General features: G+C 64.9%; 21 protein-coding genes. 4 read left to right on the forward strand and 17 right to left on the reverse strand.

Annotated features, from left to right (window positions below; all coding sequences use genetic code 11):
• Window positions 1-6 precede the first annotated feature (6 nt).
• The 4 genes from QW881_RS29970 to QW881_RS29985 form a co-directional block, all read right to left on the reverse strand.
• Window positions 7-1,422, reverse strand: a complete 1,416-nt coding sequence (locus tag QW881_RS29970) for a hypothetical protein (protein ID WP_315754315.1) — start codon at window positions 1,420-1,422, stop codon at window positions 7-9.
• On the reverse strand, window positions 1,419-5,048 hold the full coding sequence (locus QW881_RS29975; RefSeq protein WP_316159200.1) for a hypothetical protein: 3,630 nt from the start codon (window positions 5,046-5,048) through the stop codon (window positions 1,419-1,421). The genes QW881_RS29970 and QW881_RS29975 overlap by 4 nt, the downstream gene beginning before the upstream one ends.
• Window positions 5,049-5,055: 7 nt before the next feature.
• Window positions 5,056-5,808, reverse strand: coding sequence for a hypothetical protein (locus tag QW881_RS29980; protein ID WP_315754311.1), 753 nt, complete (start codon window positions 5,806-5,808; stop codon window positions 5,056-5,058).
• A gap of 224 nt (window positions 5,809-6,032) precedes the next feature.
• Window positions 6,033-6,428, reverse strand: coding sequence for a hypothetical protein (locus tag QW881_RS29985; RefSeq protein ID WP_315737654.1), 396 nt, complete (start codon window positions 6,426-6,428; stop codon window positions 6,033-6,035).
• Between the two features lie 586 nt (window positions 6,429-7,014).
• Between QW881_RS29985 and QW881_RS29990 the strand changes: the two genes are divergently transcribed.
• Complete coding sequence (locus QW881_RS29990) at window positions 7,015-8,202, forward strand: acyltransferase (RefSeq protein WP_316159201.1); 1,188 nt, start codon at window positions 7,015-7,017, stop codon at window positions 8,200-8,202.
• Between the two features lie 204 nt (window positions 8,203-8,406).
• On the opposite strand, the gene QW881_RS32665 is transcribed toward QW881_RS29990, so the two are convergent.
• Window positions 8,407-8,646 carry a hypothetical protein gene (locus QW881_RS32665; protein ID WP_409997750.1) on the reverse strand — a complete coding sequence of 80 codons (240 nt, stop codon included), beginning with the start codon at window positions 8,644-8,646 and terminating at the stop codon, window positions 8,407-8,409.
• A 472-nt stretch (window positions 8,647-9,118) separates the two neighbouring features.
• On the opposite strand from QW881_RS32665, the gene QW881_RS29995 reads away from it, so the two are divergent.
• Window positions 9,119-9,301, forward strand: a complete 183-nt coding sequence (locus QW881_RS29995; RefSeq protein WP_315754306.1) for a hypothetical protein — start codon at window positions 9,119-9,121, stop codon at window positions 9,299-9,301.
• A 163-nt stretch (window positions 9,302-9,464) separates the two neighbouring features.
• Window positions 9,465-9,659 carry a hypothetical protein gene (locus QW881_RS30000; RefSeq protein WP_315752593.1) on the forward strand — a complete coding sequence of 65 codons (195 nt, stop codon included), beginning with the start codon at window positions 9,465-9,467 and terminating at the stop codon, window positions 9,657-9,659.
• 63 nt (window positions 9,660-9,722) lie between these two features.
• On the opposite strand, the gene QW881_RS30005 is transcribed toward QW881_RS30000, so the two are convergent.
• The 4 genes from QW881_RS30005 to QW881_RS30020 all read right to left on the reverse strand — a co-directional run bounded on the left by QW881_RS30005 (window position 9,723) and on the right by QW881_RS30020 (window position 12,138).
• The gene (locus QW881_RS30005; protein ID WP_315754304.1) at window positions 9,723-10,169 is read right to left on the reverse strand and encodes a host attachment protein; all 447 of its coding nucleotides are present in this window, start codon (window positions 10,167-10,169) and stop codon (window positions 9,723-9,725) included.
• 67 nt (window positions 10,170-10,236) lie between these two features.
• Window positions 10,237-10,650, reverse strand: a complete 414-nt coding sequence (locus QW881_RS30010) for a DUF3775 domain-containing protein (RefSeq protein WP_316159202.1) — start codon at window positions 10,648-10,650, stop codon at window positions 10,237-10,239.
• A 204-nt stretch (window positions 10,651-10,854) separates the two neighbouring features.
• Complete coding sequence (locus QW881_RS30015) at window positions 10,855-11,319, reverse strand: hypothetical protein (protein WP_315754302.1); 465 nt, start codon at window positions 11,317-11,319, stop codon at window positions 10,855-10,857.
• Between the two features lie 114 nt (window positions 11,320-11,433).
• On the reverse strand, window positions 11,434-12,138 hold the full coding sequence (locus QW881_RS30020) for a hypothetical protein (protein WP_316159203.1): 705 nt from the start codon (window positions 12,136-12,138) through the stop codon (window positions 11,434-11,436).
• Window positions 12,139-12,359: 221 nt separating this feature from the next.
• On the opposite strand from QW881_RS30020, the gene QW881_RS30025 reads away from it, so the two are divergent.
• The gene (locus tag QW881_RS30025; protein ID WP_316159204.1) at window positions 12,360-12,743 is read left to right on the forward strand and encodes a VOC family protein; all 384 of its coding nucleotides are present in this window, start codon (window positions 12,360-12,362) and stop codon (window positions 12,741-12,743) included.
• A gap of 16 nt (window positions 12,744-12,759) precedes the next feature.
• Here the strand turns inward: QW881_RS30025 and QW881_RS30030 are convergent, their stop codons facing one another.
• The 8 genes from QW881_RS30030 to QW881_RS30065 form a co-directional block, all read right to left on the reverse strand.
• Window positions 12,760-13,221 carry a hypothetical protein gene (locus QW881_RS30030; RefSeq protein WP_410052083.1) on the reverse strand — a complete coding sequence of 154 codons (462 nt, stop codon included), beginning with the start codon at window positions 13,219-13,221 and terminating at the stop codon, window positions 12,760-12,762.
• Between the two features lie 145 nt (window positions 13,222-13,366).
• Window positions 13,367-16,048 carry a PAS domain-containing protein gene (locus tag QW881_RS30035; protein ID WP_315754293.1) on the reverse strand — a complete coding sequence of 894 codons (2,682 nt, stop codon included), beginning with the start codon at window positions 16,046-16,048 and terminating at the stop codon, window positions 13,367-13,369.
• Between the two features lie 113 nt (window positions 16,049-16,161).
• Window positions 16,162-16,965 carry an NUDIX hydrolase gene (locus tag QW881_RS30040; protein ID WP_316159205.1) on the reverse strand — a complete coding sequence of 268 codons (804 nt, stop codon included), beginning with the start codon at window positions 16,963-16,965 and terminating at the stop codon, window positions 16,162-16,164.
• A 2-nt stretch (window positions 16,966-16,967) separates the two neighbouring features.
• Complete coding sequence (locus tag QW881_RS30045) at window positions 16,968-17,921, reverse strand: dihydrodipicolinate synthase family protein (protein WP_316159206.1); 954 nt, start codon at window positions 17,919-17,921, stop codon at window positions 16,968-16,970.
• A gap of 76 nt (window positions 17,922-17,997) precedes the next feature.
• The gene (locus QW881_RS30050; RefSeq protein WP_316159207.1) at window positions 17,998-18,876 is read right to left on the reverse strand and encodes an SDR family oxidoreductase; all 879 of its coding nucleotides are present in this window, start codon (window positions 18,874-18,876) and stop codon (window positions 17,998-18,000) included.
• Window positions 18,877-19,015: 139 nt separating this feature from the next.
• A complete protein-coding gene (locus tag QW881_RS30055; RefSeq protein WP_316159208.1) occupies window positions 19,016-19,876 on the reverse strand; it encodes a MaoC family dehydratase in 861 nt (286 codons plus the stop codon).
• A gap of 227 nt (window positions 19,877-20,103) precedes the next feature.
• Window positions 20,104-20,493, reverse strand: a complete 390-nt coding sequence (locus QW881_RS30060) for a Zn-ribbon domain-containing OB-fold protein (RefSeq protein WP_315754283.1) — start codon at window positions 20,491-20,493, stop codon at window positions 20,104-20,106.
• Window positions 20,493-21,641 carry a thiolase domain-containing protein gene (locus tag QW881_RS30065; RefSeq protein ID WP_315754281.1) on the reverse strand — a complete coding sequence of 383 codons (1,149 nt, stop codon included), beginning with the start codon at window positions 21,639-21,641 and terminating at the stop codon, window positions 20,493-20,495. Before QW881_RS30065 ends, QW881_RS30060 begins: the two co-directional genes overlap by 1 nt.
• Between the last annotated feature and the right edge of the window lie 766 nt (window positions 21,642-22,407).

Here is a 22,407-nt window from a genome sequence, read left to right on the forward strand (position 1 = left end):
GCTCCCTCAGATGTCGGCAGAGATGCCGAAGTGATCGCTGGTGTTGCGAACGCGCCCGTAATTGCTCCAGCCGGTCAGATTTCCGGCGCCGCCGATCCCGGGATAGTTCGCCGCCGTCGGCGCGCCCGGCCACCCCATCGGCGCCGCGGTGAACTGGTGGGCCAGCGCAACCGCGCCCGGGGGAGGATTGTCCGGCGGCGCCATGACCCCGTTCATCGGCGTGCCGGTCACCGTGTTCATGATCGTGGTCTGATAGTTGTGCATGCCGTTGTGCGGCCAGACCAGGACGTTGTCGATCGAGTAGAACGGCGCGGCGACGAAGTTCGAGCCGACATAGCCGTAGCCGGGATAAAAGCTCTGCCCCGGGCCGCCGCCGTTGGACCAGAGGAACTTGGAGGCCGCCGTCTTGTCCTTGCCGCGGATATGGGTGGAGAAATAACCCTTGTACTGGTCGAGATTGACAGGAACGCCCACCGCCGTCGGACTGACGAGCAGCGTGTAGGCACCGGGACCGCCGGTGAGCGGATTATAGAGGCCCGAGGCGGTACCATTGACGGCGAACAGGTTGACGTTGAAATCGCCGCCGATCACCCGCGTCTCGTTCACGCCCAGAGCGCCGACGACGTCGTTGATCGTCGACAGCGTGGTGATGTAGTTCGCCGCCGCGGGATTGTTCGGCGGGGAATGGATGCCGAAGATGGTGATGTCTCGCTGCACGACGCCGAGATTATTGGTCTCGGTGAACGTTGCCATGAACGGCTCGCGCAATCCGCCAAAGGCAACGGGCGCACCGAGCGTGGTCGTGAAGGCGATGCGCGCGGCGACGACGTCCTCATTGAGGCCGCCATTGTGCTGGGCGCCCGCAGGAATCTGGCGCACGCCGCCAAGCCCCGGCGGCACCAGCATTCCGTTGACGTTCACGGCACCGATAGGCACCACCATGCCATTGTACGGCGCGGCGACGCCGCCACCCGGCGGCACCGACAGGCCGCCATGACCGCCGGTCCAGATGTTGGGCCCGGTGAAATAGCGATGGAGGTTGCCTGCAGTGTCGGTGCGGCGATAGAGAATGCCGACCGTTTCGGCGCGCCCGCCGGTCCCGGTGTAGAGCGGCGGCACGGCGTTCCATCCGCCCGCCACCATCGTGGCGGGGTTGTTGAGCCCGAATTGCACCATGGCGAGCGCATTGATGCCGCCGGTCTGGCTCGCCAGCGCGTTGGGCGCATTGTCGCCCGAGCTCACCTCGATGATGACGATGATGTCCGGCTGCACGGCCGTCAGCACGGCATTGATCACCGCGCGGCGCTGGATCGCGCTCTGCATGTCGTTGAGGCCGCCATGGCCACGCTGCCGCTTGATCGACGCGGAAAAGATCTTGTTGACCGAGAAGCTCTCGATATTCCAGAACAGGATCCGCGTCATGATGACGGCTCCTGCAGCTCGGGCTTGCGTGTGGCGAATGCGAGCGACTGCTCGCAGCCCGGATTGTCGTCGGCGACATAGGCCGCGTACCAGCCGAGGCTGCCGGTGTTGTCGGGATCGCCGAACAGGAAGAACTGGATGTTGGCGGACGGCGGCAGCTTGGCGATGCCGAAGATCTTGATGGCGATATCGTCGATCCGCAGGCAGTAGAACCACTTCGGACCGTCATCCGACAGCTTGCGTCCCGATGCGGTCGGGACCGGCTGGCGCAGGATCGAGATCGCACCGACCGCAACCTTGATGACGCCCTGGACGCTGAACAGGCTGGCGCCGGGCGCCGCGCCCGGCAGGCTCATGCCGATGAAGACCGCATGCTGCGCATCCGAGCCGGTGGTGACCGGTGACCATGCCGCGAGCAGCTGCGACTGGAAGCCGACGCCCGAGGCGAGCGCCCCCGGACCGCCCAGCGTGATGTCATAGACGACGCCGAACCAGGGCCCCTCGAGTTCGGTCAGGTCGAGCTGCGACGTCACCGGCAGGAAGCCGAGATCGGACGGCTTCTGATCGCCGGTCGCGTTGACGAAGCTCTTCAGCTGCAGCGCGAAGCCGCGGAACAGGCTGGTGTCGCGCATCGTCGAGCCGTTGAGATTCCAGGCCAGGTTGCCGGTCGCGACCTGAAACCTCTTGGCGCCAGGCGTCGCCTGCGGATAGGTCATTCCGACGGCGAGACCGGAGAAGGCGAGGCCGACGCCGAGCGCCGCCTCTGGCGTGTCCGGCGGACTGCCGAACGACAGCAAGTCGAGCGTCTCTCCGATGGTGCTCTGAAGCGGCGTGAAATCGAGCCGCCCCCAGACGAGGAAGTTGCTCGCCACCGTGGCGCCCTGGTCCTGGGTGCCGATCGTGTTGAACTGCACACGGTCGAAGGCGACGGCCGGCAGCACGTTCGATGGGCTGGTCAGCACGTTGGTCGTGTTCTGCTCGAAGACATAGGCGCCGCGGCCGCCCTGATCGACATAGCTGCCCTTGAGCACGATTCCCGTGAATGGCTGTGGCTTGCCGCGCGAGTACAGCCGCGACACCGGCGCGCCGAACAGCGCGGCGACCGAGAGCTGGACGTGGCTGTCGAACCGCGTCAGCCTGGCGTTCTCGAACAACGACTGCAGCTGCAGCACGGTGAAGTCGAACTCGCCGCTCATCTGCACCGCCACGGGCACGTCGGGCGCAACGCCGCTCGAGACGTTCACCGCATAGCGCGGATCTTCGTAGTCGATCAGGCCGAACAGGCTCGAGCTGCCCGAGGGCATCGTGATCCGGCCGCTCTGGCCGTCGACCGTGACGCGGCTGACGGTGAAGCCGAAATGATGGGCGTTGAAGCGCGTGAAGTCGATGCCGGCGGCAAGACCCGCAATCTCCGGCGGCATGTCGCGCTGGCCGAGATCGGCCGCGAGCACGATGACGCCGGTCCAGTTCGGGTCCTGGGCAATACGCGCGAAATTCTCATAGAATGGGCCGGACGCTCCCTTCGACCGTGCGATGGCGTCCGCAATGTAGTCCTGCAGCCATTGCGAGAGGCCAGTGTAGGACAGCGCGGCGGTGACCGGCGGTGTGCCGGGCAACAGCGAGAACTGCTCCGCGGACGTCCAACGATTGGCATTCGTTACCCGCTCCAGCAACGAGCCGGAGCAGAACTTCATGATCATCACGTTGCGGTAGGAGGTCGCCGACGCGCCGGCGCCGACCGCCGCGGTCATGGTCCAGCCCGCAATGTTGACGGTGTTCGCGAACTGGGCGCCGGTGCCGAACGGCTCCGGATTGACGGCGACCAGAAAGAGCTGGTTGGTCTGCAAGGCGTCCTGCATCGCCTGGGTTGGAGCAGATAGCGCGAATGGCAGGGTATTGCCGTCGCGGTCGAGCGATTGCGCCATGCTGACCTTCAGATAGGCCCCCGTCGCCGGATCGCGCTCGATGATGAAGCCCTGAGGCGTCGCCCCATCGGTGCTGGGGCCGTCCGCCAGCGTGCCGTGCAACGCGTGAGCCCGCGCCGCCTGCACCCGCGCCGACCACGTCTTGCTGCCATAGCCCGAGATCAGCGACTTGCGGGTTGCGGCCACGATCTGGCTCTCGAACTGGACGAGCGTCGCGCCATCGAGGCCGCTGCTCGCAGCAGCTCCATAAGGCGCCAGCGGGAACGTCTTGTCGCTGCCCTGGGCGAGCGGCATGAACGGCGGCGCCGATTGGAGGATCGGCGCGGTCGCGGTGTCGGCGCCGGCCTCGGCCGCGCCGTAGATCGCGCTGCCCTCGGGCTCGGCGAGATAGTCGACGGTCCCGCTGCCGGCGACGATGGTCACCCAGGAGGTCTGGTGGTCGTCGGTCAGGCGCGGCGCAACGGCGCCGCTCGCGGGACGGTTGAGATCCGCCGTCTCGAACGGGAACACCGGCGCGTAGCCTGGTTTCGAGGGGATCGCGTTGAGGCGATCGTTTTGTGTTGCAGGCAGGCTGCCGTCGTACGCCTTGAAGCTGAGCGCTTCCGATCCGAACAGTCCGCCCATCAGCTTCGCGATCTGCCCAGCTGCGCTGCCGTCGGCACTGAGCGCATAGTGGCCGGCCAGGCTCAGATAGGCAGTGCCGGTGTCGGTCTCGGCCGATCTCGCGACACTGGTGGCAAAGGCGAAGCCCCCGGCGCCGAGCGCCGGTGCCGTATCTCCGCTGCCAGCCCCGAGCGGTGTCAGTTGCACGACACGCCCGCCGGTCGTGCGGAATTCGCTGGTCAGCGCAGGCGCCCCCTTGATGGCAAAACCCGAACGCAGATAGCCCTGTTCGAGCTGCTCTCGGCCGATCACGCGGTTGGCCGGATCGCCGAGGTCGAAGGCGCCTGCGATCGAAAGCTGCGATGGCAACGCCGCCACCGTCATGGCTGCATATTGCGCAGCTTGCAGCGACGCCGTCGCATTGTTGTTAATGACATAGCGGACGCCCTGCCCCAAGCCCTGGCTGACGAACGCCTGTTTCGAATCGAGCAGCCCATCAAAGGTCACGCAGCCGGTGTTGGCGCCGCCGAAGGGCACGTAGGCGTAGATGCGATTGTTGGAGGCCGGCGCAAGCCGAATGCCGAGCGGGTTGTCGCCCTTGCCTGCGAAGCCGATGAACGGAGGTGAACTCAGCGCCGAGCCCGACAGGCGCAGCGCCCCACCGTCAATATCGATCCGGCTCTGATCGAGGATGTAGAATTTGGCGTTGCTGGCGAACCAGAGGTTCAGGTTGCCCGAGACCTGGTAGACCGGCGGCAGATTGATGAAGGAGACGCCATAGCGCTCGAAGTCGCCGAACACGACCGGATTGGCCGAGGCAAGCCAGACGACGGCGCGATTGCGCGTCGCCTTGCTGATATAGGTCCGTGCACGCTCGGCGAACCCGCCGGGATCCCGATCGAGATCGGCGGGCCGCTGTGTCGCGAACAGATAACTGCCACCGTACTTCTTCAGCGAGTCATCGTAGTTGATGAACGGTGGCAGCGACGAGCCCGCGCCGAGAAGGTAGCCGGCCCAGCCAACCGAGCCGGCAACCCTGGTCTCGTAGATCGCGGAGGAGTCGACCTGCTCGAACTGCGCTGACGCGGACGCGTCCATGCTCGTATCACCCGATCGGGAAGATGCCGAGCAAGGTGCCCGCCAGTGAATAGAGGGCACGATCGTCGATGATGTCGCCCTTGATGATGGTCACCGTATATTGCGTCGAGCCCAGCGCCGCATATTGCACCGTGATGCCCGCCTTCCACGTCGTCGCCCCGATGGTGATATCAGCACCGAGGACCGCAGTGATCTGCGACTGCGAGACGATCGGCGTCCAGACCGGGATTCGGCCCTGATACTGGAACGAGACGTAGGTCGTATTGTTGGTGTCGCCGCTCGGCGTCGTCACCACGTTGCTGTTCGGACTGGTCGGGGTGTTCACCGTCGGCAGCGCCGTGAAGGCCGCGCGCGGATACTCTTCGGTCCGCGTCGCCGCGGGCGCCGCTGCCTTGACGGACGAGCTGATCGGGAAGATGCCGAGCGTCACGCCCTGGAGCGAGTAGAGCCCACGATCGTCCACGATCTCGCCCGAGATGATGGTCACGGTGTACTGGGTCGATCCCAGCGCCGCATACTGGACCGTGATGCCCTTGCGCCAAGTCGTTGCGCCGATCGTGATGTCGGCCCCCAAGACTACTTGAGGTTGTGCCTGCGAGACCACCGGCGTCCAGACCGGAATGCGTCCCTGATACTCGAAGACGAGCTGCGTCGTGTTGTTGGGATCGCCCGTCGGCGTCGCGACGACATCGGTGTTGGGGCTTGTGGGGGTTTTGACAACGGCGGGAGCGGTGAATCGAATACCTTCACGATCAGACATGGCTATCTCCTTTTGTAAAACACAGGTCGAAACCTGCAGCACGCAACTGCTGGGTGCAGCCGAAACGAATTGAAAATCGATCAAACTACCAATGATTGAAATCTATCAGAGGTTGTGGCGTGTAACAGGGTTCGCAGCAGCGGTCAATCGGGCCAGATCACAGTCTTCCCCCGACGCCCGGTCACATTCCGGTGTTTACATTTCACGCGAGGCCGGGCCGGCCCTCAGCGGCTGCCTTGTCTCCGAAGCATTTGCATCGCACGCTTCATCGCTGCGGACCGGGTGAACGAGCCGAGCACGATTCCGGTAAAGCTGCTCTCCTTTCCGGAATCGACGATGGCTCCTGTCATCGTGACCGTGTAGTAGGGACCCATGGGGTTCATGGTCACGGTCAGCCCCTTGCACAGGACAATGCCGGCAACAGCGACATCCTCGGCCAGCGTGACCTTCACCTCGCCAATCGACACGAGCGTCCTCCAGCACGGGATCGTACCGTTGACGAAAAAGGTCACCCAGGTGCTGTCGTTGGTGTCGAACGTTGCGGCCACCTGCGCATTGCAATTCGTCGTCAGCTGGGTGTCGACGGTTTGATCGGTGAGCTGAGATGGCGCAGCGGGCAAGGCGGCTTCCGTCCTCGTTCAGGCGCTCAGCGTCATGCAAAATGACCAGCTGGAGGGTGACAAATAACTAGCCGCCGTCGGTTTGCGAGTCCATTTGCAATCCTGCCCCTGCAGCAATCCGGCTGGGGCTCCGCATCCCACGCAGGTGCGACCATGACCCTGGCCGTAGCCTCCCGCTGACCGAGATTCCCGGCGGGGTTTCGCAACAGGCACGATCCGCTGCAAAAGCTGCTCTTCCCGGATTTCTTCAAGCCCTACTAGCCTGTTGCCCGCCCCTCCCGCCGATCGCATGCCGCACCGGGAAACGCCTCGCCCCTTGGGTGGGACGCCGCCGACGCCAAGGTGGATTTCTCTTTATTTTTCAGCCCGTTGTTGTCGACAGCAATGTGAGACGCCGCCGCGTCGGACGCCGCAAACGGCAGACGCCGGACCGATCGGGCGCAGAGTTATCTCCGGCCTGAACGCCAGATCGTCGCTCGAGCGGGCGGCAATCCCGTCTCCGGCCGGCCTGCGTCGGGTTGCCTCCGGACCCTGCTGTTTCTACAAGAGCCGGAGCGCCTCCCAAGTATCAGGACCATCCCTCAAAGTGAACGAGCAACGCTTCATCGGCTCGCTGACCGGCTTACGCTTCGTCGCGGCCGCAACGGTCGCCATCGGCCACGGCGCCCCGTCGTTGGCGCAAGACCTGCTGCCGGAGCTCATCGCTCAGGTCAGCAGCATCGGAATGACGATGTTCTTCGTGCTGAGCGGATTCGTCCTGTGGCTCAACTATGCCGCGCGCTTCCAGTCGCAACCGTTCGGAAACGCGCTTCGCGAATTTGCCATCGCGCGATTCGCCCGGCTCTACCCGATGTACGCCGTGATTGTGCTCGCGGTCGTCGCATACGTCGTGATCGCGCGAGACCTCTCCGCGCCCTCGCTCGGCTTCATCCTCACGATGACGCAAGCCTGGTTTCCCGTGCAGAACGGCACCATGCTGGTCGCGGTCGTGCCGTCACTGCAGCACCTCTGGTCCATCAGCGTCGAGCTGTTCTTCTACCTGCTGTTTCCGTTCGTCTGCCTGCTGTTTGCAGGCGTCGCCCGGCTGCCCACGATCATCTGGATCGCGCTTGCGAACATCGTGATGTTCGCGCTGACGATCGCCGCCGCCTTCACCTTCGGCGATGCGTTGTTGCGGGCCGTCGCGCCAAGCCTCACGCAAAACGGGATGCAGTGGCTCACCTACTACTCTCCCTATCTTCACATCGCTCAGTTCCTGGCCGGCTGCCTTGCCGCCATGATCTACAAGAACCGCGCCGATGCCAGCATCGGTGACGGGGAGCGACGCTGCGTGAGGCTCCTGTTCTGGCTTGCGCTGGTGAGCCTCATCTGTGCGCCTGTCCTGCTGTTTCTGCAGCCTCGTCTGCCCGGCTGGTCGTTCGTGATCGAACTTGCCGTACGCCTCATCGAGATCTCGGGATTTTCGATCGTCTTCGTCGCCGCCAGTCGGTACGGCCATGCCGCTTGGCTGTCGTCCAGAGCCCTGATCATTGGTGGCGAGTGCAGCTATTCGATCTATCTGCTGCATCCCTTTCTCATTCGGCTTGCGATGATCGGAAAGTCAGATGCTCCCGGCGCTCTCGAGCTCGCACTGCGGCTCGGTCTGTTCGTTGCGATTGCGACGGCGGTGGCCGGGGTCACCTACATGGTCATCGAGGCGCCCTCGCGAACATGGTTACGGAGAGCCTTCCGCACCAGCGCACCGCGCGACGTGATCCATGCGACGCCGGTCTGAGCGCCGTGTCACCGGCCCGTCCGTGCTTCGCGGTGCGGTCTACCAGCGGCTTGTCCGGAGCCTTGCCGTGCCCTGAATCAGGAGCCAGACGAAGCTGCCGCCGCTAACGACAGGGCGCGACGTCCAAGGTGAACAGTCGCTGATCCCTCGCGGCAGCCGGCAGCCCGGTACACGCTCCCGCGGCGATGATCAGCCATCGCATGTTCACCTGCTGACACAGGCCCTCGCCTGTCTGCTCCATTTGAACGCGGTTCCGCATGGCGGCCTTGGCCGAGCGCCCGCAGGGCATTCGTTCCACACCGGCGCTCCCACCTCCCAGCCATTCACGACGCAGCCGCCATTGGGCGCGACGTGGCACCCTGGGCCGCAGGACTCATTGGCGACCGACCGGCCGCCTCCTGCCGCAAGGCCAGTCAGCAGCACAACCCAAAACATCAGCCTCATCGCTTCGCTCCATTGACTCCGAGGCGACGAGCCCTTGCGACCGCGCCCCAGCGGAAACCATGAACGTATCAAACCGTTCCCCCGTTGATCGCAGCCTGCTCGCGCTGAGATCTCGTCGGAGATGGTCGCCGCCAGCCTGTGACGAAACACCGCGCCGCCACCACACTCCAGCCCCACTACGCGCACGACTGCGCCATATCCGTGCACGGAAATGGGAAACCATCGTAGCGAGAAGGTTTTCACCATGTTGGGCGATGATTGCGCAGCCTGGGCGAGCGATAAGCGGAAAAATCACCTCTCCACGCCAATTTGATCGTGGTGAGCCAGCAAGGCGTTGGGGCGCGCGCGCTCAGAAACGTGACGAGCCGAACAACATCAGGAGCCGGCGGCACGAACTGCCGGCAAGCCTTGGATCGTCCGGATGCGCGCCGGACGAGCCCGTGGCGAATGCAGGGAGCGATAGATCGACATCATGACACGAAAGCTTTCAGTCCGCGAAGTCATTGCCAGATCCTATCCCAGCTGGGACTATGCCATGGCCGACCGGTTGATCGCATGGCTCGATCATTGTGGGTACGAGATCGTGGAGAAGAAGCCGGAGCGCACCGCGGCTCCCGTGACCGACGACGCGCTGCCACACGTGGTCAGCGCTTGATGAATTCAGCCCCGTTTCGCCGGAGCGCTGCGAATGATCAGCGCTCCTCAAGCGGCAGCGCTCGGGCGCCGCAGGAACCGCGCATCGCGTTCTGGGGTTCAAGATGACAAGACCAGACGCTCGACATCTCATCGAGCACCATGAGATCAGGGAAGGATCACCAATGTCTCGCAAGCTCACGCCACGCCAGGTCATCGCACGCTCCTACCCGACCTGGGACTACGCCATGGCCGATCGCCTGATCGCCTGGCTGGATGATTGCGGCTACGAGATCGTCGAAAAAGGAGCCGCGCATCTGGACGCAAGTCTGGTGCCTGCTGCGCCGGAATCGACACCGTCGCATGAAAGCACACATTGATCCCGTCGCGGTCGAAACCGCGAACGGGGCCTTTGGGCACTCATTGGTATGAGAAAGCCGGCCTCAAGCGAGCAGCTGCTTCTCGATTTCGTAGACCGGAAGCTTGACCAGATCCTTGTGGATCTCGCCATGCAGCACCTTTCGTACCGCGTCGGAATAGTCGGCGCGGATGATCCCGAGCGCGCGCGGCGACGCCACCATCGTGACGGCTTTGGTTTCGCCCGACAGGACAGCCTGATGCAGGCGATCAGCAAGCTGCTTGAGAAAGGCGCGCTCAGCCTGATCATGCCAATCCGTCTGATCCACCGAACTCCGAGCATTGCCAAATGACTGCTGCACCGAGCCGGGAGCATCAGTGCCCTGAGCGCTCGTGCGGTCGTTCTCCTGCTCACGGACCTCTTTGGTGTGCAGGTTCGGAAACATGCTGTCACCGACGTTCTCGAGGATCAGTGCCTTGCGGCCGTCGCACACGACGATCCAATCACCGGTTCCGACCTTCAGCTTGTCCATGAGATTACTCCATCATCCGAATTGCAACGAAGAACGTGCTGGGAACCCATCGGGAGACGCCGCCCAGCTATATGCCTTCTTCGAAGTCTTCCAAGGAAAGGCCGAACTCCGAGAGAGCCTCCTCCAGATAGTCGCCAAGCATCGGAGTTTCGATCAGGTACGTCGCGGTGCGATTGTTGTGCGCCTGAGCGGCCTGCGCACGAAGCTCATCCCAATTGTCCAGCGAGCCGTCACCCCGGCCCAGCCACATCAGCGTGACCAGATCGATCTGCTCGTCGACATTGAGGCCCCTGATGAAGCTGACGAGCTCCGACCTGTCCGTGTTCAAACCTCGCCCATCGGTACCGGGCGCCGCGTCGTCATCCGCTAAATCCGCCAGCAATTCGGGTTCGGCCGCTTCCATTTCATGCTTGTGGATCTTGGTCACGACGAAGGCGACCTTCTCCGGCGAGATCGAGAGGGTGGGCGTGGTAGTCGTCATTCAGCGTCTCCTGGGTCCCCGGGCAAACGCTCCCAGGTCCCATACAAGGGACGCTAGGCGTTCCGGAAGGAGCGCACTTTGCGCAAGATCAAGGCAGCGCGGCGGCGTGAAAAACGGCGCAGCAGCCCACGTGAGTTCGACCGCCCCCGGCGCGCGATTGCACCCGGACTGCTTGGATCGACCAGGGACTGCGGGCAATCGATACTACCAGGTCCAAGCGAAAGGGCCGACATGCGGCTGCTGCGCGACCAGGATCATCGGTCTGCCCAGATGAGCTCTTGCGACCTTTCGCTTCTTCGCCTTGCTCGTGTCGGCAATCCGCATCGCGCGAGGCTTCTCGGCGGCCTTCACGGCCGCAACCTGCCGGTTGGCTTCGACGGCGCTCATCTGCGCGAAGGCGTCGCGGAGACCGTTCTTGGCCACTTCTCCCGCAGGTTCTGCCGGAGGCTGCTCCGCCTTCGCGAGCTTCACCGGAGCTGGCGTGGCGATCGAGGTGTCCATCACGATCCGCTCCGGCCACTTTCGCGTCGACTGAATGCGCACCGGGGGAAGATCCGACGCAGACGACAGGCTTGCAGGCAATGGCACGCTGGGAAGCACGGCATCCGCCAGGACGAGCAGCGCCAGCAGAGTTCCACCGACGAAAAGAAAGTAACGGAGAATGGGCATAATTTACCGCTCCGTCGGCACCTGCGCCGACATCCACCTAACGGAGGATCATGACAGTATGTTCCCGCGTCGAACGCTCGGGTTCAAAGACCGTGGGAGACTAGCGCGACATAATTAGATTTTGGTCGCTGCAACCAGCGCGCATTTGGCCGCGCTGACGTTAACGTTGACGAATCCGACATGGACCGCCGCGAAGGTCTTGCGGCTGCGCGACCCGACTTGGCCGGGCACGATCCGTCGGCGGTCGGTGACGTGACTGCCGTCGCGCCGGCTGAAGGCGCAGCTGATTTCGACGTCCTTGACTGCGAAACTGTTGGCATTCCGTAGCGTGAAGGTCACCAGCGCCTTCGATCCAAGCCCGCCGCGCCGCCAGGACTGGGAACTGATCCGCAGGCCGGACAGAGCGGCCGGGTCGAGCGCACTGGATGACACAGGTAGAATCGTCGGCGACAGACTGGCATGCGCGTCCATGACGTTCCGGCCGGAGCCGACCACCGGGGACGAATCGGGGTGCGCATTGGACCCCAGACTGGGCACCACGGACGAGAGCCCATGCGATGGCTCCGTCCCGTCTTCATCTCCTTCATACCGGCCGCTCGGGGAGGCCGATGTGACTTGCGCAAGGCGGAGGTCGGCCATCTCCTCCTCTTCGACCGACATGATCAGCCACCCGACTGCGCCGAACATGATCAGCGCGAGGATCGCCAACCCCGACACGGCGGCTCCCAAAGGGATCGACGCTCCGCCGCTTCGGCGCATGGCCAGCGAAGCCGCGGCATCGGGCTTGCGTCCCAGCAAACGAGAGAGACCCGCGCTCATGTCTGCACCATCGGCTGCCCGGCGGGGGCATCTGGAAGCTTCAATCGGCAAACATCGATAGGGTTGCATGCAAAGCCGACAATTGGAGGGCAGGCCCGGATACCGGTCGGTTTGCCGGCTGGCGCGGCCGGCGACGGGCCGGTAAACATCCGCTCCGCTGCCGACGCCTCAAGGAACGCCGCCGCGCCGCAAGCGGTTCACTCTTTCGAAAGATCTCGACGATGTTGAATGTCACGTGGGACCATATCCATCTGCGCAGCCCTGACCCGGAAGCCACCGCCAACTGGCTTCACGACATTCTCGGCGGCCAGATCGTCCGCAATCCCGGCCGCATCGACGTCAAGCTTGGCGGCGCCAGCGTGTTCATCGCCAAGGTCGAGCCGGGCGACGGAGTGAACGAGCCACCGGTGACCCCGCACCAGGGCCTCGATCATTTCGGCCTCACCGTGAAGGACATCGACGCCGCGGCCGCCGAGCTCAAGGCCAAGGGCGTCACCTTCACGACCGAGCCGACCACGATCCGCCCCGGTGTTCGCATCTGCTTCATCCGCGGGCCCCAGGGCATTTCCATCGAGCTCCTGGAGCGCGACAAGAAATACGTCTGAGCGCCGCCCCGCTCGTCTACGTCATGCTGCCCGGCATGAAGCAGCGGATCGAGAGGCCCTGATAGCCGCGCATCGGCCACACCATGGTGCGCCCGACGCGGTTGGGCTCGGTGATGACCGCCTCGTCGGGAACGTCGAGCCATTCCCCCTCGATGCGGACGCGGTAGTGACCGCCCCTGCTCTCCCAGTCGACATCGCTGACGGCGCTGCCGTCGGCATCCGAGCAGCACGGGCCCTTGCCGCTGCGCAGGCCGTCGAACCATGCCTTGATCTCCGGCGACGAGTTCGCATACTGGCCGCGATCCCGCGCCAGTGACGGTGGCGCGGCGAGTGCGATCAGCAGCGCCGCACCGCCGACCTGGATAGGCGGCTTCCATGGAGCGACCGCCGGTCGCCTCGAACCCGCGTTGCTGATGTCGGCACGATCAGCTCGATGCGGCTCATGGCCGCGGGACACGATCCATTTGCTCATTTCCATCTGGTCCATCTGGCTCCTGCACCACCCCAGGGTGCACGGATAATGATGCATCAACTGGGCCAGATTTCGATTCGATCTCGGCTTCGTGAGAGTCAATCCGGAGTTTCACGCAGCGGCGCGGCATCCCCGCGCATTGCGGATCTCCCTACTCGGCCGCCTGCTCGAGAGGCGCGACCCGCGGCAGAATGATCTGGACGCGCGTGCCGGCGCCCGGCTCGGAGTCGAGATCAAGCCGGCCGCCGAGCCGGTTGGTCACGATGCTGTAGACGATGTGCAGGCCGAGGCCGGTGCCGCCCTGGTCGCGGCGCGTCGTGAAAAAAGGATCGAAGGCGCGGCGGCGGACGTCGAGCGACATGCCGCAGCCGTTGTCGGAAAAGATGATCTCGACATTGTCGCGCCCGGACTCCCGCGCCCTGATTTCGATCACACCGCTCCTGCCGTCCGGAAACGCGTGCGCGACCGCATTGAGGAAGAGATTGGTCAGAACCTGCCCATAAGGCCCGGGGTAGCTGTTCATCACCAGATCGGGCTGGCAATCCACATTCACCGTCAGGTTCTGTCTGCGCACGCCCGGGCGCAGACTCATCACCACCTGCTCGGTGAGATCGGCGAGATCGAAGGTGCGCTTGTCGGAGTAGTTGCGGTCCGCTGCGACCTGCTTGAACGACTGGATCAGCTCGGCCGCGCGATTGAGATTTGCGACGAGCTGCCCAGCCGCACTGCGGCTCATCTCGATGAACTCGTTGAGGCTCGACCGCCGCAGTTCGCCCCGCGTGACCGCCTCGCTGAAGCGCTCGGTCTTGCGCTCGAGCGCGGAGGCGACCGTCAGGCTGATGCCGACGGGGTTGTTGACCTCATGGGCAACGCCGGCGACCATGCGCCCGAGCGCCGCGAGCTTCTCGGCTTCGATCAGCGAGGCCTGGGTCTCGCGCAGGTTCCGGAGCGCCGTCTCGGCGGCCTCCTTGGCCTTGCGCATCTCCAATTCGCTCTTCTTGCGCTCTCCAATGTCGAGCGCCACGGTGACGATCTTGTCGACCTCGCCGTCGGCGTCGAGAAGCGGCAGCTTGTTGACCAGCCATTGCCGCATGACGTTGCAAGAATCGAGGTATTCCTCCTCGTAGAACCCGAGGCCAGCCTTCGTCGCCAGCACGCGCTTGTCGTTCGAGTCCGTCTTGTTCGCACCGTAGCGCGACATCAGCTCGCCCGTGGTGCGGCCGAGCGCATCCTCGGGCTCGACGTTGAAGATGCCGGCCATGTAGCGGTTCATCAGGACATAGCGTAGCTCGCTATCCTTGACGTTGATCACCGCCGGCACGGTGTCGATGACCTGCTGCAGCAATCGCCGGCCTTCCGCGATCGCGTCCTCGGCGCGCTTCTGATCCGTGATATCACGAACCACGCCTTCGTAGCGAATTACCTCGCCGTTCTCATCCCGCACCACCGTGGCGCTGTCCGAAAGCCAGCGGATCTCACCGGTGCGCCGGCGCACCTGGTATTCGAACTCGCGCACCATGCCGTCGCGCCGCATCAGCCGCTGGTAGCGTTCGCGCGCCAGGGGATGGACATAGATCGTATCCGCGATGTCGTTGACGCTCTGGATCAGCTCGCTCGCGGATTCGTAGCCCATGATGCGCGCGAGCGCCGGATTGGCATTGAGCACGAGACCACTCGGTGTGGTGACATAGATGCCGTCGATCGAAGCTTCGAACAGCTTGCGATAGCTCTCCTCGGCCAGCCGCTGCTCGGCCAGCGCGCGGACTGCCGCCTCGCGCGCCGCGTCGGCATCCTGCAAAGTCTGCCGAAAGACTTCTGCCGCCCGCGCGATATCGCCGATCTCGTTCTGAACGTCGGTCTGCGGGATCGACGCCGCTTTTTCGCCCGCCGCCAGCGCCCGAATCGAGCGTGCGATCGAGGCCAGCGGCTTCACCGTGCGGCGCACCACGAACGAGGCAGCAAAGATGCCGATCAGAACGCCCGCCGTGCCGAAGATGATGCTCTGCCATTTCGTCTCCGCCAGCGTGCGGGCGAAGTCGCGCGACAGCACCTTGCCCTGGCTGGCACTCAAGGCGCGCAGCAGCTCCGTGACCCGGCCGATCAGCCGCCCCTCGATGCCCAGCACCTCCTTGTCGAGGCGTGCGATCTCGTCCTCGGTGCCGGCAATGGCGATGATCGCCTCGGCGTAGCGGTCCGCTGCCGCGCGCAGGGCGCTGTCCTCGATCGGCATTGCGCGCATGCTGCGGGCGGCCTGCTCGGCGCCAGCCGGGTCGCGCGCCAGCAGCGCCGCGCCGACCTGGTTCTGCACTTGGAACAAGGCTCGCGCCGTGGCGCGATCCGTCAGGCCGGCGATGGCGTCCTCGAAGCTCTCGCGCGCCGCCGGCAAACCCGACAGCAGCTCGGCACGCCGGGCGATCAGCGCACTGATCCGGTCGATGCCCTCGCGGTAATTGGCGAGCCGCTGGGACACACCATCGATGGTCGCCTGCTGCTCCGGTGCGAGCTGCAGGCGCGTCTTCTTCAGGAGCGCGCTGAGCTCGGTCGCCGCCTCCATGGCACGGTCGGAGCGGGAGCCGGGGTCGGTGACGAAATCGCGCGCCGCGAGCCGCAGCTCGTTCATGCGCTGGTCGATCTCCTCGGCGAGATCGCCGACGCCCTGCAGCCGCTGTAACTCGGCAAAGGTCGAATCGATGTGGCGGATGGCGATCACGCTCGCCATGCTGGTCGCGGTGATCACGGCAAGCAGCAGCAAAAAGCTGCCAAAGATCATCCGCCCGATCGTCATCGATCGGAGGCTGCTGCAGGCCGTGTCGAGGTCCGGTAATCTACTCATGGGATCCGATGGTCGGAACCGCACTATATACGAGCCGCCGGGCGGCCAAATGAACATATAGAGAACAATTATCGTCCGCGCATCATCCGCCGGACGAAAAATAGCCTGTGCGGTTAACCGGCCGCACCGAACTCGAACACCTCGCCATCATAGCCCGCCTCGCGCGGAATGCGCAGCTGCCGGCCACCATCGGCAGTCCTGGTCATCACCGGCATCACGGTGACGACGTCCATGTCCCGCGCCGCCGCCAGGGCGTCGGCCACCGCGGGCTGCTTGCCGAGCCGGATCAGGTTGCGCGTGGTCGGGAACGGCAGCTTGAAGCGGCCATCCTCGCCGCCCGCCAGCGCCTCGCGCGGCGACACCCAGACGGAGTCGGTCGATTCCCGGCCGTCATGGGCGCCGAGCTGGTCCGGCGGCGCCGCCGCCAGAAAGAACCAGGTGTCGAAGCGCTTGGGCATGCCTTCGGGCGTGATCCAATGGGCGTAGGGAACGAGCGCATCGAGCGCGAGCACGAGGCCGTGAGCTTCGAGGACCTGGAAAAAGCTGATCTTGCCCTCGCACAGCGCCAGACGATGCGCAGCCTCGATCTCTCGGGCGGCAGCGGCATCGATCAGCGCGTCCGATCGGCGCAGCCGCGCCAGCAGGATGCCGCTCTCCTCGAAAGTCTCGCGCACCCCGGCGATGCGGAAGCCGAGCGCCTCGGCCTCCAGGCCGTCGTCGCCGGCATAGAGCTCCGGCCTGCCGGCGATCTCCTGATCGCCTCTGTCGACGCTGCCGCCAGGAAACACCAGGGCGCCCGAGTTGAACTCGATCTGATGGTGACGCACCATCATGAACACCTCGATCTCGCGTGCGGCCGCGCTGTCGCGCAGCAGCAGCACGGTCGAAGCGGGACGGACGGCGGCGGCGTCAGCCATGGTCACTCCGCGGCGGTGGCACGAGGTTGCAGGTTGGCGCGGGCATCATAGCGTGCCACGCGCGATAAGAGATAGTCGACCTCGGCCTTGGCCGCGGCGCTGATGCCGGACGCCGGCTTGCGCTGGGCGCTGGAGGCAATGGCGCCGCGCTTCTGCAGCACGTATTTGCGCACGGCAAGCCCGGCCCCCGGCTGCTGCTCGTAGCGCACGAGCGGCAGATGCGCGTCAAACAGGTCATGCGCGGCGTCGCGTTTTCCGGCCTGCGACAGCTTGACGACATCGACCAGCATTTCCGGGAAGGCATAGCCGGTCATGGCGCCGTCGGCGCCGCGCTCCATCTCGAAGTCCAGGAACAGGCCGCCATTGCCGCACAGGATCGACAGCGGCTTGAGCGAGCCGTCCTTCTGGAAGCCACGCAGCGCGGAGATCTTCTCCAGGCCCGGCCAGTCCTCGTGCTTGAGCATCACGCAGGACGCGCTGTCCATGACGATCTTGCGGATCACGGAAGGCGTGAACACGACCTGCTGGGTCAGCGGATAATCCTGCAGCACCCAGGGAATGTCCTCGCCGATCGCCTCCTGCGCCTGCTTGAAATAGCCCGTGATCTGGTCGTCGGTGCGGAGCGACGGCGGCGGCGCGATCATCACGCCAGCGGCGCCAGCATCCATCGTGGCGCGGGCCAGCGCGCGCATGGTGGCAAAGCCCGGCGACGAGACTCCGACGATGATCTGCATGTTTCTCGCGCGCTTGATGAAGCGGATCGCGACCTCGGCGGATTCAGCCGCATCCAGCTTCGGCGCCTCGCCCATGATGCCCAGCACCGTGATGCCGTCACAGCCGGCCGCGGCATAGAAATCGACCAGGCGGTCGATCGAGGCCTCGTCGATGCGGCCGTCATCATAGAACGGCGTCGGCGCGATCGCGAAGGTGCCTTTGGCGGCGGCGGTGAGCTTCATCGTCTGGTCTCCAATCTCTCTGGCGTCATCTCGGGATGCGCCGAGGCGGCATGTCCGAAATGACGACCTGAATACATCAAAACCGCCGTGCGGACTTGGCTATATCGGCCTCCGAAAAGAATATCTCCTCTGCGTGCGCGGCGATGTCCTGGGCGTTCCAAGCCGAGGACGGTGGCTTCCAGCCCTCCATCTCCATCATCCGCATCTCACGGACGCCGCGCGCGGCGGAGACGCCGAGCACCTTGCCGGTCTGATCCCCCGAGAGTCTGCTGACCATGTAGAGCACGGCCGGCGCGATGCCCTCGGGCGTCAGCGCCGCGCCCGGGTTTTCCTTGTAGCGCGGCAGGTCCGCGGTCATGCGGGTCAGCGCGCCCGGCGCCAAGGTCCACACCCGGATGTTGTACTTGCGGCCCTCGATCGCCAGCACGTTGGACAGGCCCCAGATACCGCCCTTGGCGGCGCCGTAGTTGGACTGGCCGAAATTGCCGATCAGGCCCGAGGTCGAGGAGGTGTTGACGATGACGCCGCCGCCGTTGTCGCGCATCCAGCGGAACACCGGCAAGGTGCAGCAGAACGTGCCCTTGAGGTGCACCTGGATCACCTTGTCCCAGTCGGCCTCGCTCGACTTGGCGAAGGTCTGGTCGCGCAGGATGCCGGCATTGTTGACCAGTATGTCGGCGCGGCCGAAATGGCGGATGGCGTCGTCGAACACCGACTGCCCACCGGCCATGGTCGAGATGTCGGCGCCGTTGGCGACCGCGCGCCCGCCCTCGGCCTCGATCGCCGCGACCACCTGCTCGGCCATCGACAGGTCGGAGCCGGAGCCGTCACGCGGGCCGCCGCGATCGTTGACGACGACCGCCGCGCCCTCGCGCGCGAACAGTCTTGCGTAGGCCTTACCGAGCCCACCGCCTGCGCCGGTGATCAGCGCCACCCTGCCGTCGAGCAGTCCCATGTGTGCCTCCCCGCTGTCTTCTTTGCTTTTGTTCGTCATGGCCGGGCTTGACCCGGCCATCCATCTTCGGAAGCGGATGGATGCCCGGGTCAAGCCCGGGCATGACGACAACGAACAGACGTGTCTCACATGCCAAGTATCATCCCAGCACCGTCTTGCCGTTCTTGATCACGGTGACGTTGCGCGCGGTGACGCGCGCTTCGAATGAGATCACGTCGCCGTCCTTCCAGAGATCGACCGTCACGGTCTCGCCGGGAAACACCGGCGAGGAGAACCGCGCGGCGTGCTGCTGGAACGCCGAGGCGTCGTAGTCGGCATAGGTCTGCAGTACGGCGCGGCAGGTGAGACCGTAGGTGCACATGCCGTGCAGGATCGGGCGCGGGAAACCGGCGCGGCGCGCGAATTCGGGGTCCGAATGCAGCGGATTGCGGTCGCCGCACAGGCGGTAGATCAGCGCCTGGTCCGGCCGCGTGGAAATGTCGACGCTACGATCGGGCGCGCGCGACGGCACCGGATGCGCCTCGGGGATGCCCCCGGACGGGCCGCCGAAGCCGCCGTCGCCCCGGGCGAAACGGGAGGCGACCAGGGTCGCCAACGGCGCGCCGCTCTCGTCGCGCAGGATCGTCTGATGGCGAATGACGGCGCCCTTGTCCTTACCCTTGTCGGACACCGCGAGCACGGAGGAGTCGGCCGTGATCTTCGCGGCCGTCGCCAGCGGCTGGTGAAAGGTGATGTCGCGCTCGCCGTCGACCACCAGCACTCGGTTGAGCTTCATGTCGCCAGGGCCCGAACCCCAGGCGGCGACGGAGGCAAAGGTCGGCACCACCTTCAACGGCCGCGGCTCGGCGGTGGCCTCGTTGACGAAGGCGAGCTCCCTCTCGTCCATCGGATCGGCGCCCATGCCGATGCCATAGGCGTACAGCATCACCTCGCGATCGCTATAGGCATAGGGCTGCCCGATCGCCTTCATCGCCATCAGCTCATCGTAGTTGATCGGCATGTTGTTGGTGTCCTCCCCGAAACGCGTTCCTTGTAGGGTCGGCAAAGCGAAGCGTGCCCACCATCTTCATCGCGCTAGAACGGTGGGCACGGTGCTCCGCACCTTTGCCCACCCTACGATGTCATGCCTCTCGCATGACTTGTGGGACTCGCCGCTTGATCTCCATCGTCATTGCGAGCGAAGCGAAGCAATCCCGGGTTCCGCCCGCGGACAGCATTCATCCTCAACTACACCGGCGTGAAGAACGGCAGCGGGGCGCCGTCGGTCGGCTTGAACACCACCCTCACCTTCTGGCCGATCTTCAGGCTGTCGAAATCGCAGTCGACGAAATTGGTCTGCAGCGATGGGCCTTCCTTCAACGTGACGTAGCCGATCGCGTAAGGGCCGGTCGGCGACTTGCGCATGATCGAGAATGTGTAGATCTCGCCTTCGCCTGCGCTTTGCTCCCACACCGTCTGGTCGGAGAAGCAGAACGGGCAGATCGAGCGCGGAAAATAATGCGCCTCGCCGCAGGCGGTGCAGCGCTTGATCATGAACCTGCCCTCGGCGGCAGCATCCCAGAACGCCTTGGTCTCGGGATTGGTAACGGGGGCCGGCAGCTTCTTCTGATCAGACATCACACGCGCTCCAGAATGCAGGTCGAGGCGGCGTGGCGCACGCCGAGCAGGCCGCCGGTGCCATGAGCGATAGCGAGATCGCAGTTTGGCACCTGGACCTTCGGATGGGCCTCGCCGCGCAGCTGGCGCACCGCCTCGATCACCTTGGTCATGCCGCCGCGGTTGACGGGATGGTTGCTGCAGAGGCCGCCGCCATCGGTGTTGAATGGCAGCTTGCCGACGCCGGAGATGAGATTGCCGTCGGCGACGAACTTGCCGCCCTCGCCCTTCCTGCAGAAGCCGAGATCCTCGAGCTGCATCAGCACGGTGATGGTGAAGCTGTCATAGATCGAGGCGTATTTGATGTCCTTGGGCGTGATCCCCGCTTCCGCGAAGGCACGCGGGCCGGACCACACGCCGGCGGAATAAGTGAGGTCGAGATCCTTGCCGCCGCGCGGCCCCTTCATCGCCTCGCCATGGCCGATGAGACGCACCAGCGGCTTCTTCAGGCTCCTGGCGATCTCTGGCGTGGTCACGATCAGCGCGCCGCCGCCGTCGGTGACGACGCAGCAATCCATGCGATGCAAGGGATCGGAGATCATCGGCGAGTTGATCACGTCCTCGACGGTGACGACCTCCTTCAGCATCGCATGCGGATTGTACTGCGCGTGATGCGAGGCCGCGACCTTGATCCAGGCAAGCTGCTCCGACGTGGTGCCGTAGTCGTGCATGTGGCGCATTGCGCACATGCCATAGGCGTTGTGCGTGGTGGCGCCATAGGCCATCTCGAAGTCGGCCTCTGCGCCGGCGGCGCGCGGCGGCATCGGGCCGGTGCGCGGCTTGCCGGCCAAGGTGATCAGCGCGATCGAGCATTTGCCGGCCGCGATCGCTTCCGCAGCGTGGCCGACGTGGATCAGATAGGAACAGCCGCCGGTCTCGGTGGAATCGATGTGGCGCACCTTCAGCCCGAGATAGTCGACCATCGGCCAGGCGCCGCCGGGCGCATCGCCGGCGCAGAAATAGCCGTCGACATCCCGCACGCTGAGCCCGGCATCCTCCAGCGCGCCCTTGGCGACCTCGGCATGCAGCTGCGCCGTGGACTTGTCGGGTGCATGCCGGGTGGGATGCTCATAGATCCCGGCAATGTAGGCCTTGCCCTTGATGGTCAATTCCGTCTCCGCTGCTCGTCGTTTCGTCCCGAATGGTTGGAGATTTTTTGGACCGTTGGGTGAGGCTTGGCAAGCGCGGAAAATATTCCGCGAGGTGGAGATGAGCCGTGGTCTTGCCCTTCACTCCGCTGTCGTCCCGGGCTTGACCCGGGACCCATACCCACCGGCCAATGTTGTTAAGCCGATGGTCGACCAGCGTGCGCGACAACTTCTCCCTGTGGATATGGGTCCCGGGTCAAGCCCGGGACGACACCGGTGATGACGCGCGATCGTGCCCATATCGAACTACGCATGACCTCGCATTCCCGCGGCAGACACTGCCCGGGTCATGCTCGTCTCGCTCACCCTCATCAAGTCGGAGGGCGCAGGGAAGGCCAGGCGTCGGCTGACGCCTGCGGCCCGCCTGCGAAAAAAAATGCAGGCGGCAGGTACCACAGGTGCAGCCGGAAAACGCCCGGCCTTCCCTGCGCGATGGTCTTCACGCTTATACGCAGTCTGCCTGGTGCGCCGGGCTTTCTGGCCACCATGCGCACAATGCGCTTCAAGCACATTGCGCGGGACACCAGCATCGGGGTGTCAGCACGCTGCGACTTCACGTCCGCGCCATGCCGTTCGTCCGCGCATCCGTGAGGACACGCTGCGGCACGTCGCGGCCACCGCTCCCCGCCTCGCGTGTCGTGACGATCGCGCGCAACGCCCCTTGTGTACGCCAGATCTGCCAGAATGCGCGAACGGGCGGTTCTCGCAAAACCGCCCGTCGCTGGAT

The organism is Bradyrhizobium sp. SZCCHNS3016, from assembly GCF_032484535.1.
Lineage (GTDB): Bacteria > Pseudomonadota > Alphaproteobacteria > Rhizobiales > Xanthobacteraceae > Bradyrhizobium.

What these genes read in the sequence shown, in the direction of transcription:
- QW881_RS29975 (WP_316159200.1), bottom strand. Translation starts at nt 5,048, where the DNA reads ATGGACGCGTCCGCGTCAGCGCAGTTCGAGCAGGTCGACTCCTCCGCG.
- QW881_RS29970 (WP_315754315.1), bottom strand. Translation starts at nt 1,422, where the DNA reads ATGACGCGGATCCTGTTCTGGAATATCGAGAGCTTCTCGGTCAACAAG.
- QW881_RS32665 (WP_409997750.1), bottom strand. Translation starts at nt 8,646, where the DNA reads ATGAGGCTGATGTTTTGGGTTGTGCTGCTGACTGGCCTTGCGGCAGGA.
- QW881_RS30010 (WP_316159202.1), bottom strand. Translation starts at nt 10,650, where the DNA reads ATGACGACTACCACGCCCACCCTCTCGATCTCGCCGGAGAAGGTCGCC.
- QW881_RS29995 (WP_315754306.1), top strand. Translation starts at nt 9,119, where the DNA reads ATGACACGAAAGCTTTCAGTCCGCGAAGTCATTGCCAGATCCTATCCC.
- QW881_RS30030 (WP_410052083.1), bottom strand. Translation starts at nt 13,221, where the DNA reads ATGGAAATGAGCAAATGGATCGTGTCCCGCGGCCATGAGCCGCATCGA.
- QW881_RS30020 (WP_316159203.1), bottom strand. Translation starts at nt 12,138, where the DNA reads ATGAGCGCGGGTCTCTCTCGTTTGCTGGGACGCAAGCCCGATGCCGCG.
- QW881_RS30035 (WP_315754293.1), bottom strand. Translation starts at nt 16,048, where the DNA reads ATGAGTAGATTACCGGACCTCGACACGGCCTGCAGCAGCCTCCGATCG.
- QW881_RS30000 (WP_315752593.1), top strand. Translation starts at nt 9,465, where the DNA reads ATGTCTCGCAAGCTCACGCCACGCCAGGTCATCGCACGCTCCTACCCG.
- QW881_RS30040 (WP_316159205.1), bottom strand. Translation starts at nt 16,965, where the DNA reads ATGGCTGACGCCGCCGCCGTCCGTCCCGCTTCGACCGTGCTGCTGCTG.
- QW881_RS30060 (WP_315754283.1), bottom strand. Translation starts at nt 20,493, where the DNA reads ATGTCTGATCAGAAGAAGCTGCCGGCCCCCGTTACCAATCCCGAGACC.
- QW881_RS30025 (WP_316159204.1), top strand. Translation starts at nt 12,360, where the DNA reads ATGTTGAATGTCACGTGGGACCATATCCATCTGCGCAGCCCTGACCCG.
- QW881_RS30045 (WP_316159206.1), bottom strand. Translation starts at nt 17,921, where the DNA reads ATGAAGCTCACCGCCGCCGCCAAAGGCACCTTCGCGATCGCGCCGACG.
- QW881_RS29980 (WP_315754311.1), bottom strand. Translation starts at nt 5,808, where the DNA reads ATGTCTGATCGTGAAGGTATTCGATTCACCGCTCCCGCCGTTGTCAAA.
- QW881_RS30055 (WP_316159208.1), bottom strand. Translation starts at nt 19,876, where the DNA reads ATGCCGATCAACTACGATGAGCTGATGGCGATGAAGGCGATCGGGCAG.
- QW881_RS30015 (WP_315754302.1), bottom strand. Translation starts at nt 11,319, where the DNA reads ATGCCCATTCTCCGTTACTTTCTTTTCGTCGGTGGAACTCTGCTGGCG.
- QW881_RS30050 (WP_316159207.1), bottom strand. Translation starts at nt 18,876, where the DNA reads ATGGGACTGCTCGACGGCAGGGTGGCGCTGATCACCGGCGCAGGCGGT.
- QW881_RS30005 (WP_315754304.1), bottom strand. Translation starts at nt 10,169, where the DNA reads ATGGACAAGCTGAAGGTCGGAACCGGTGATTGGATCGTCGTGTGCGAC.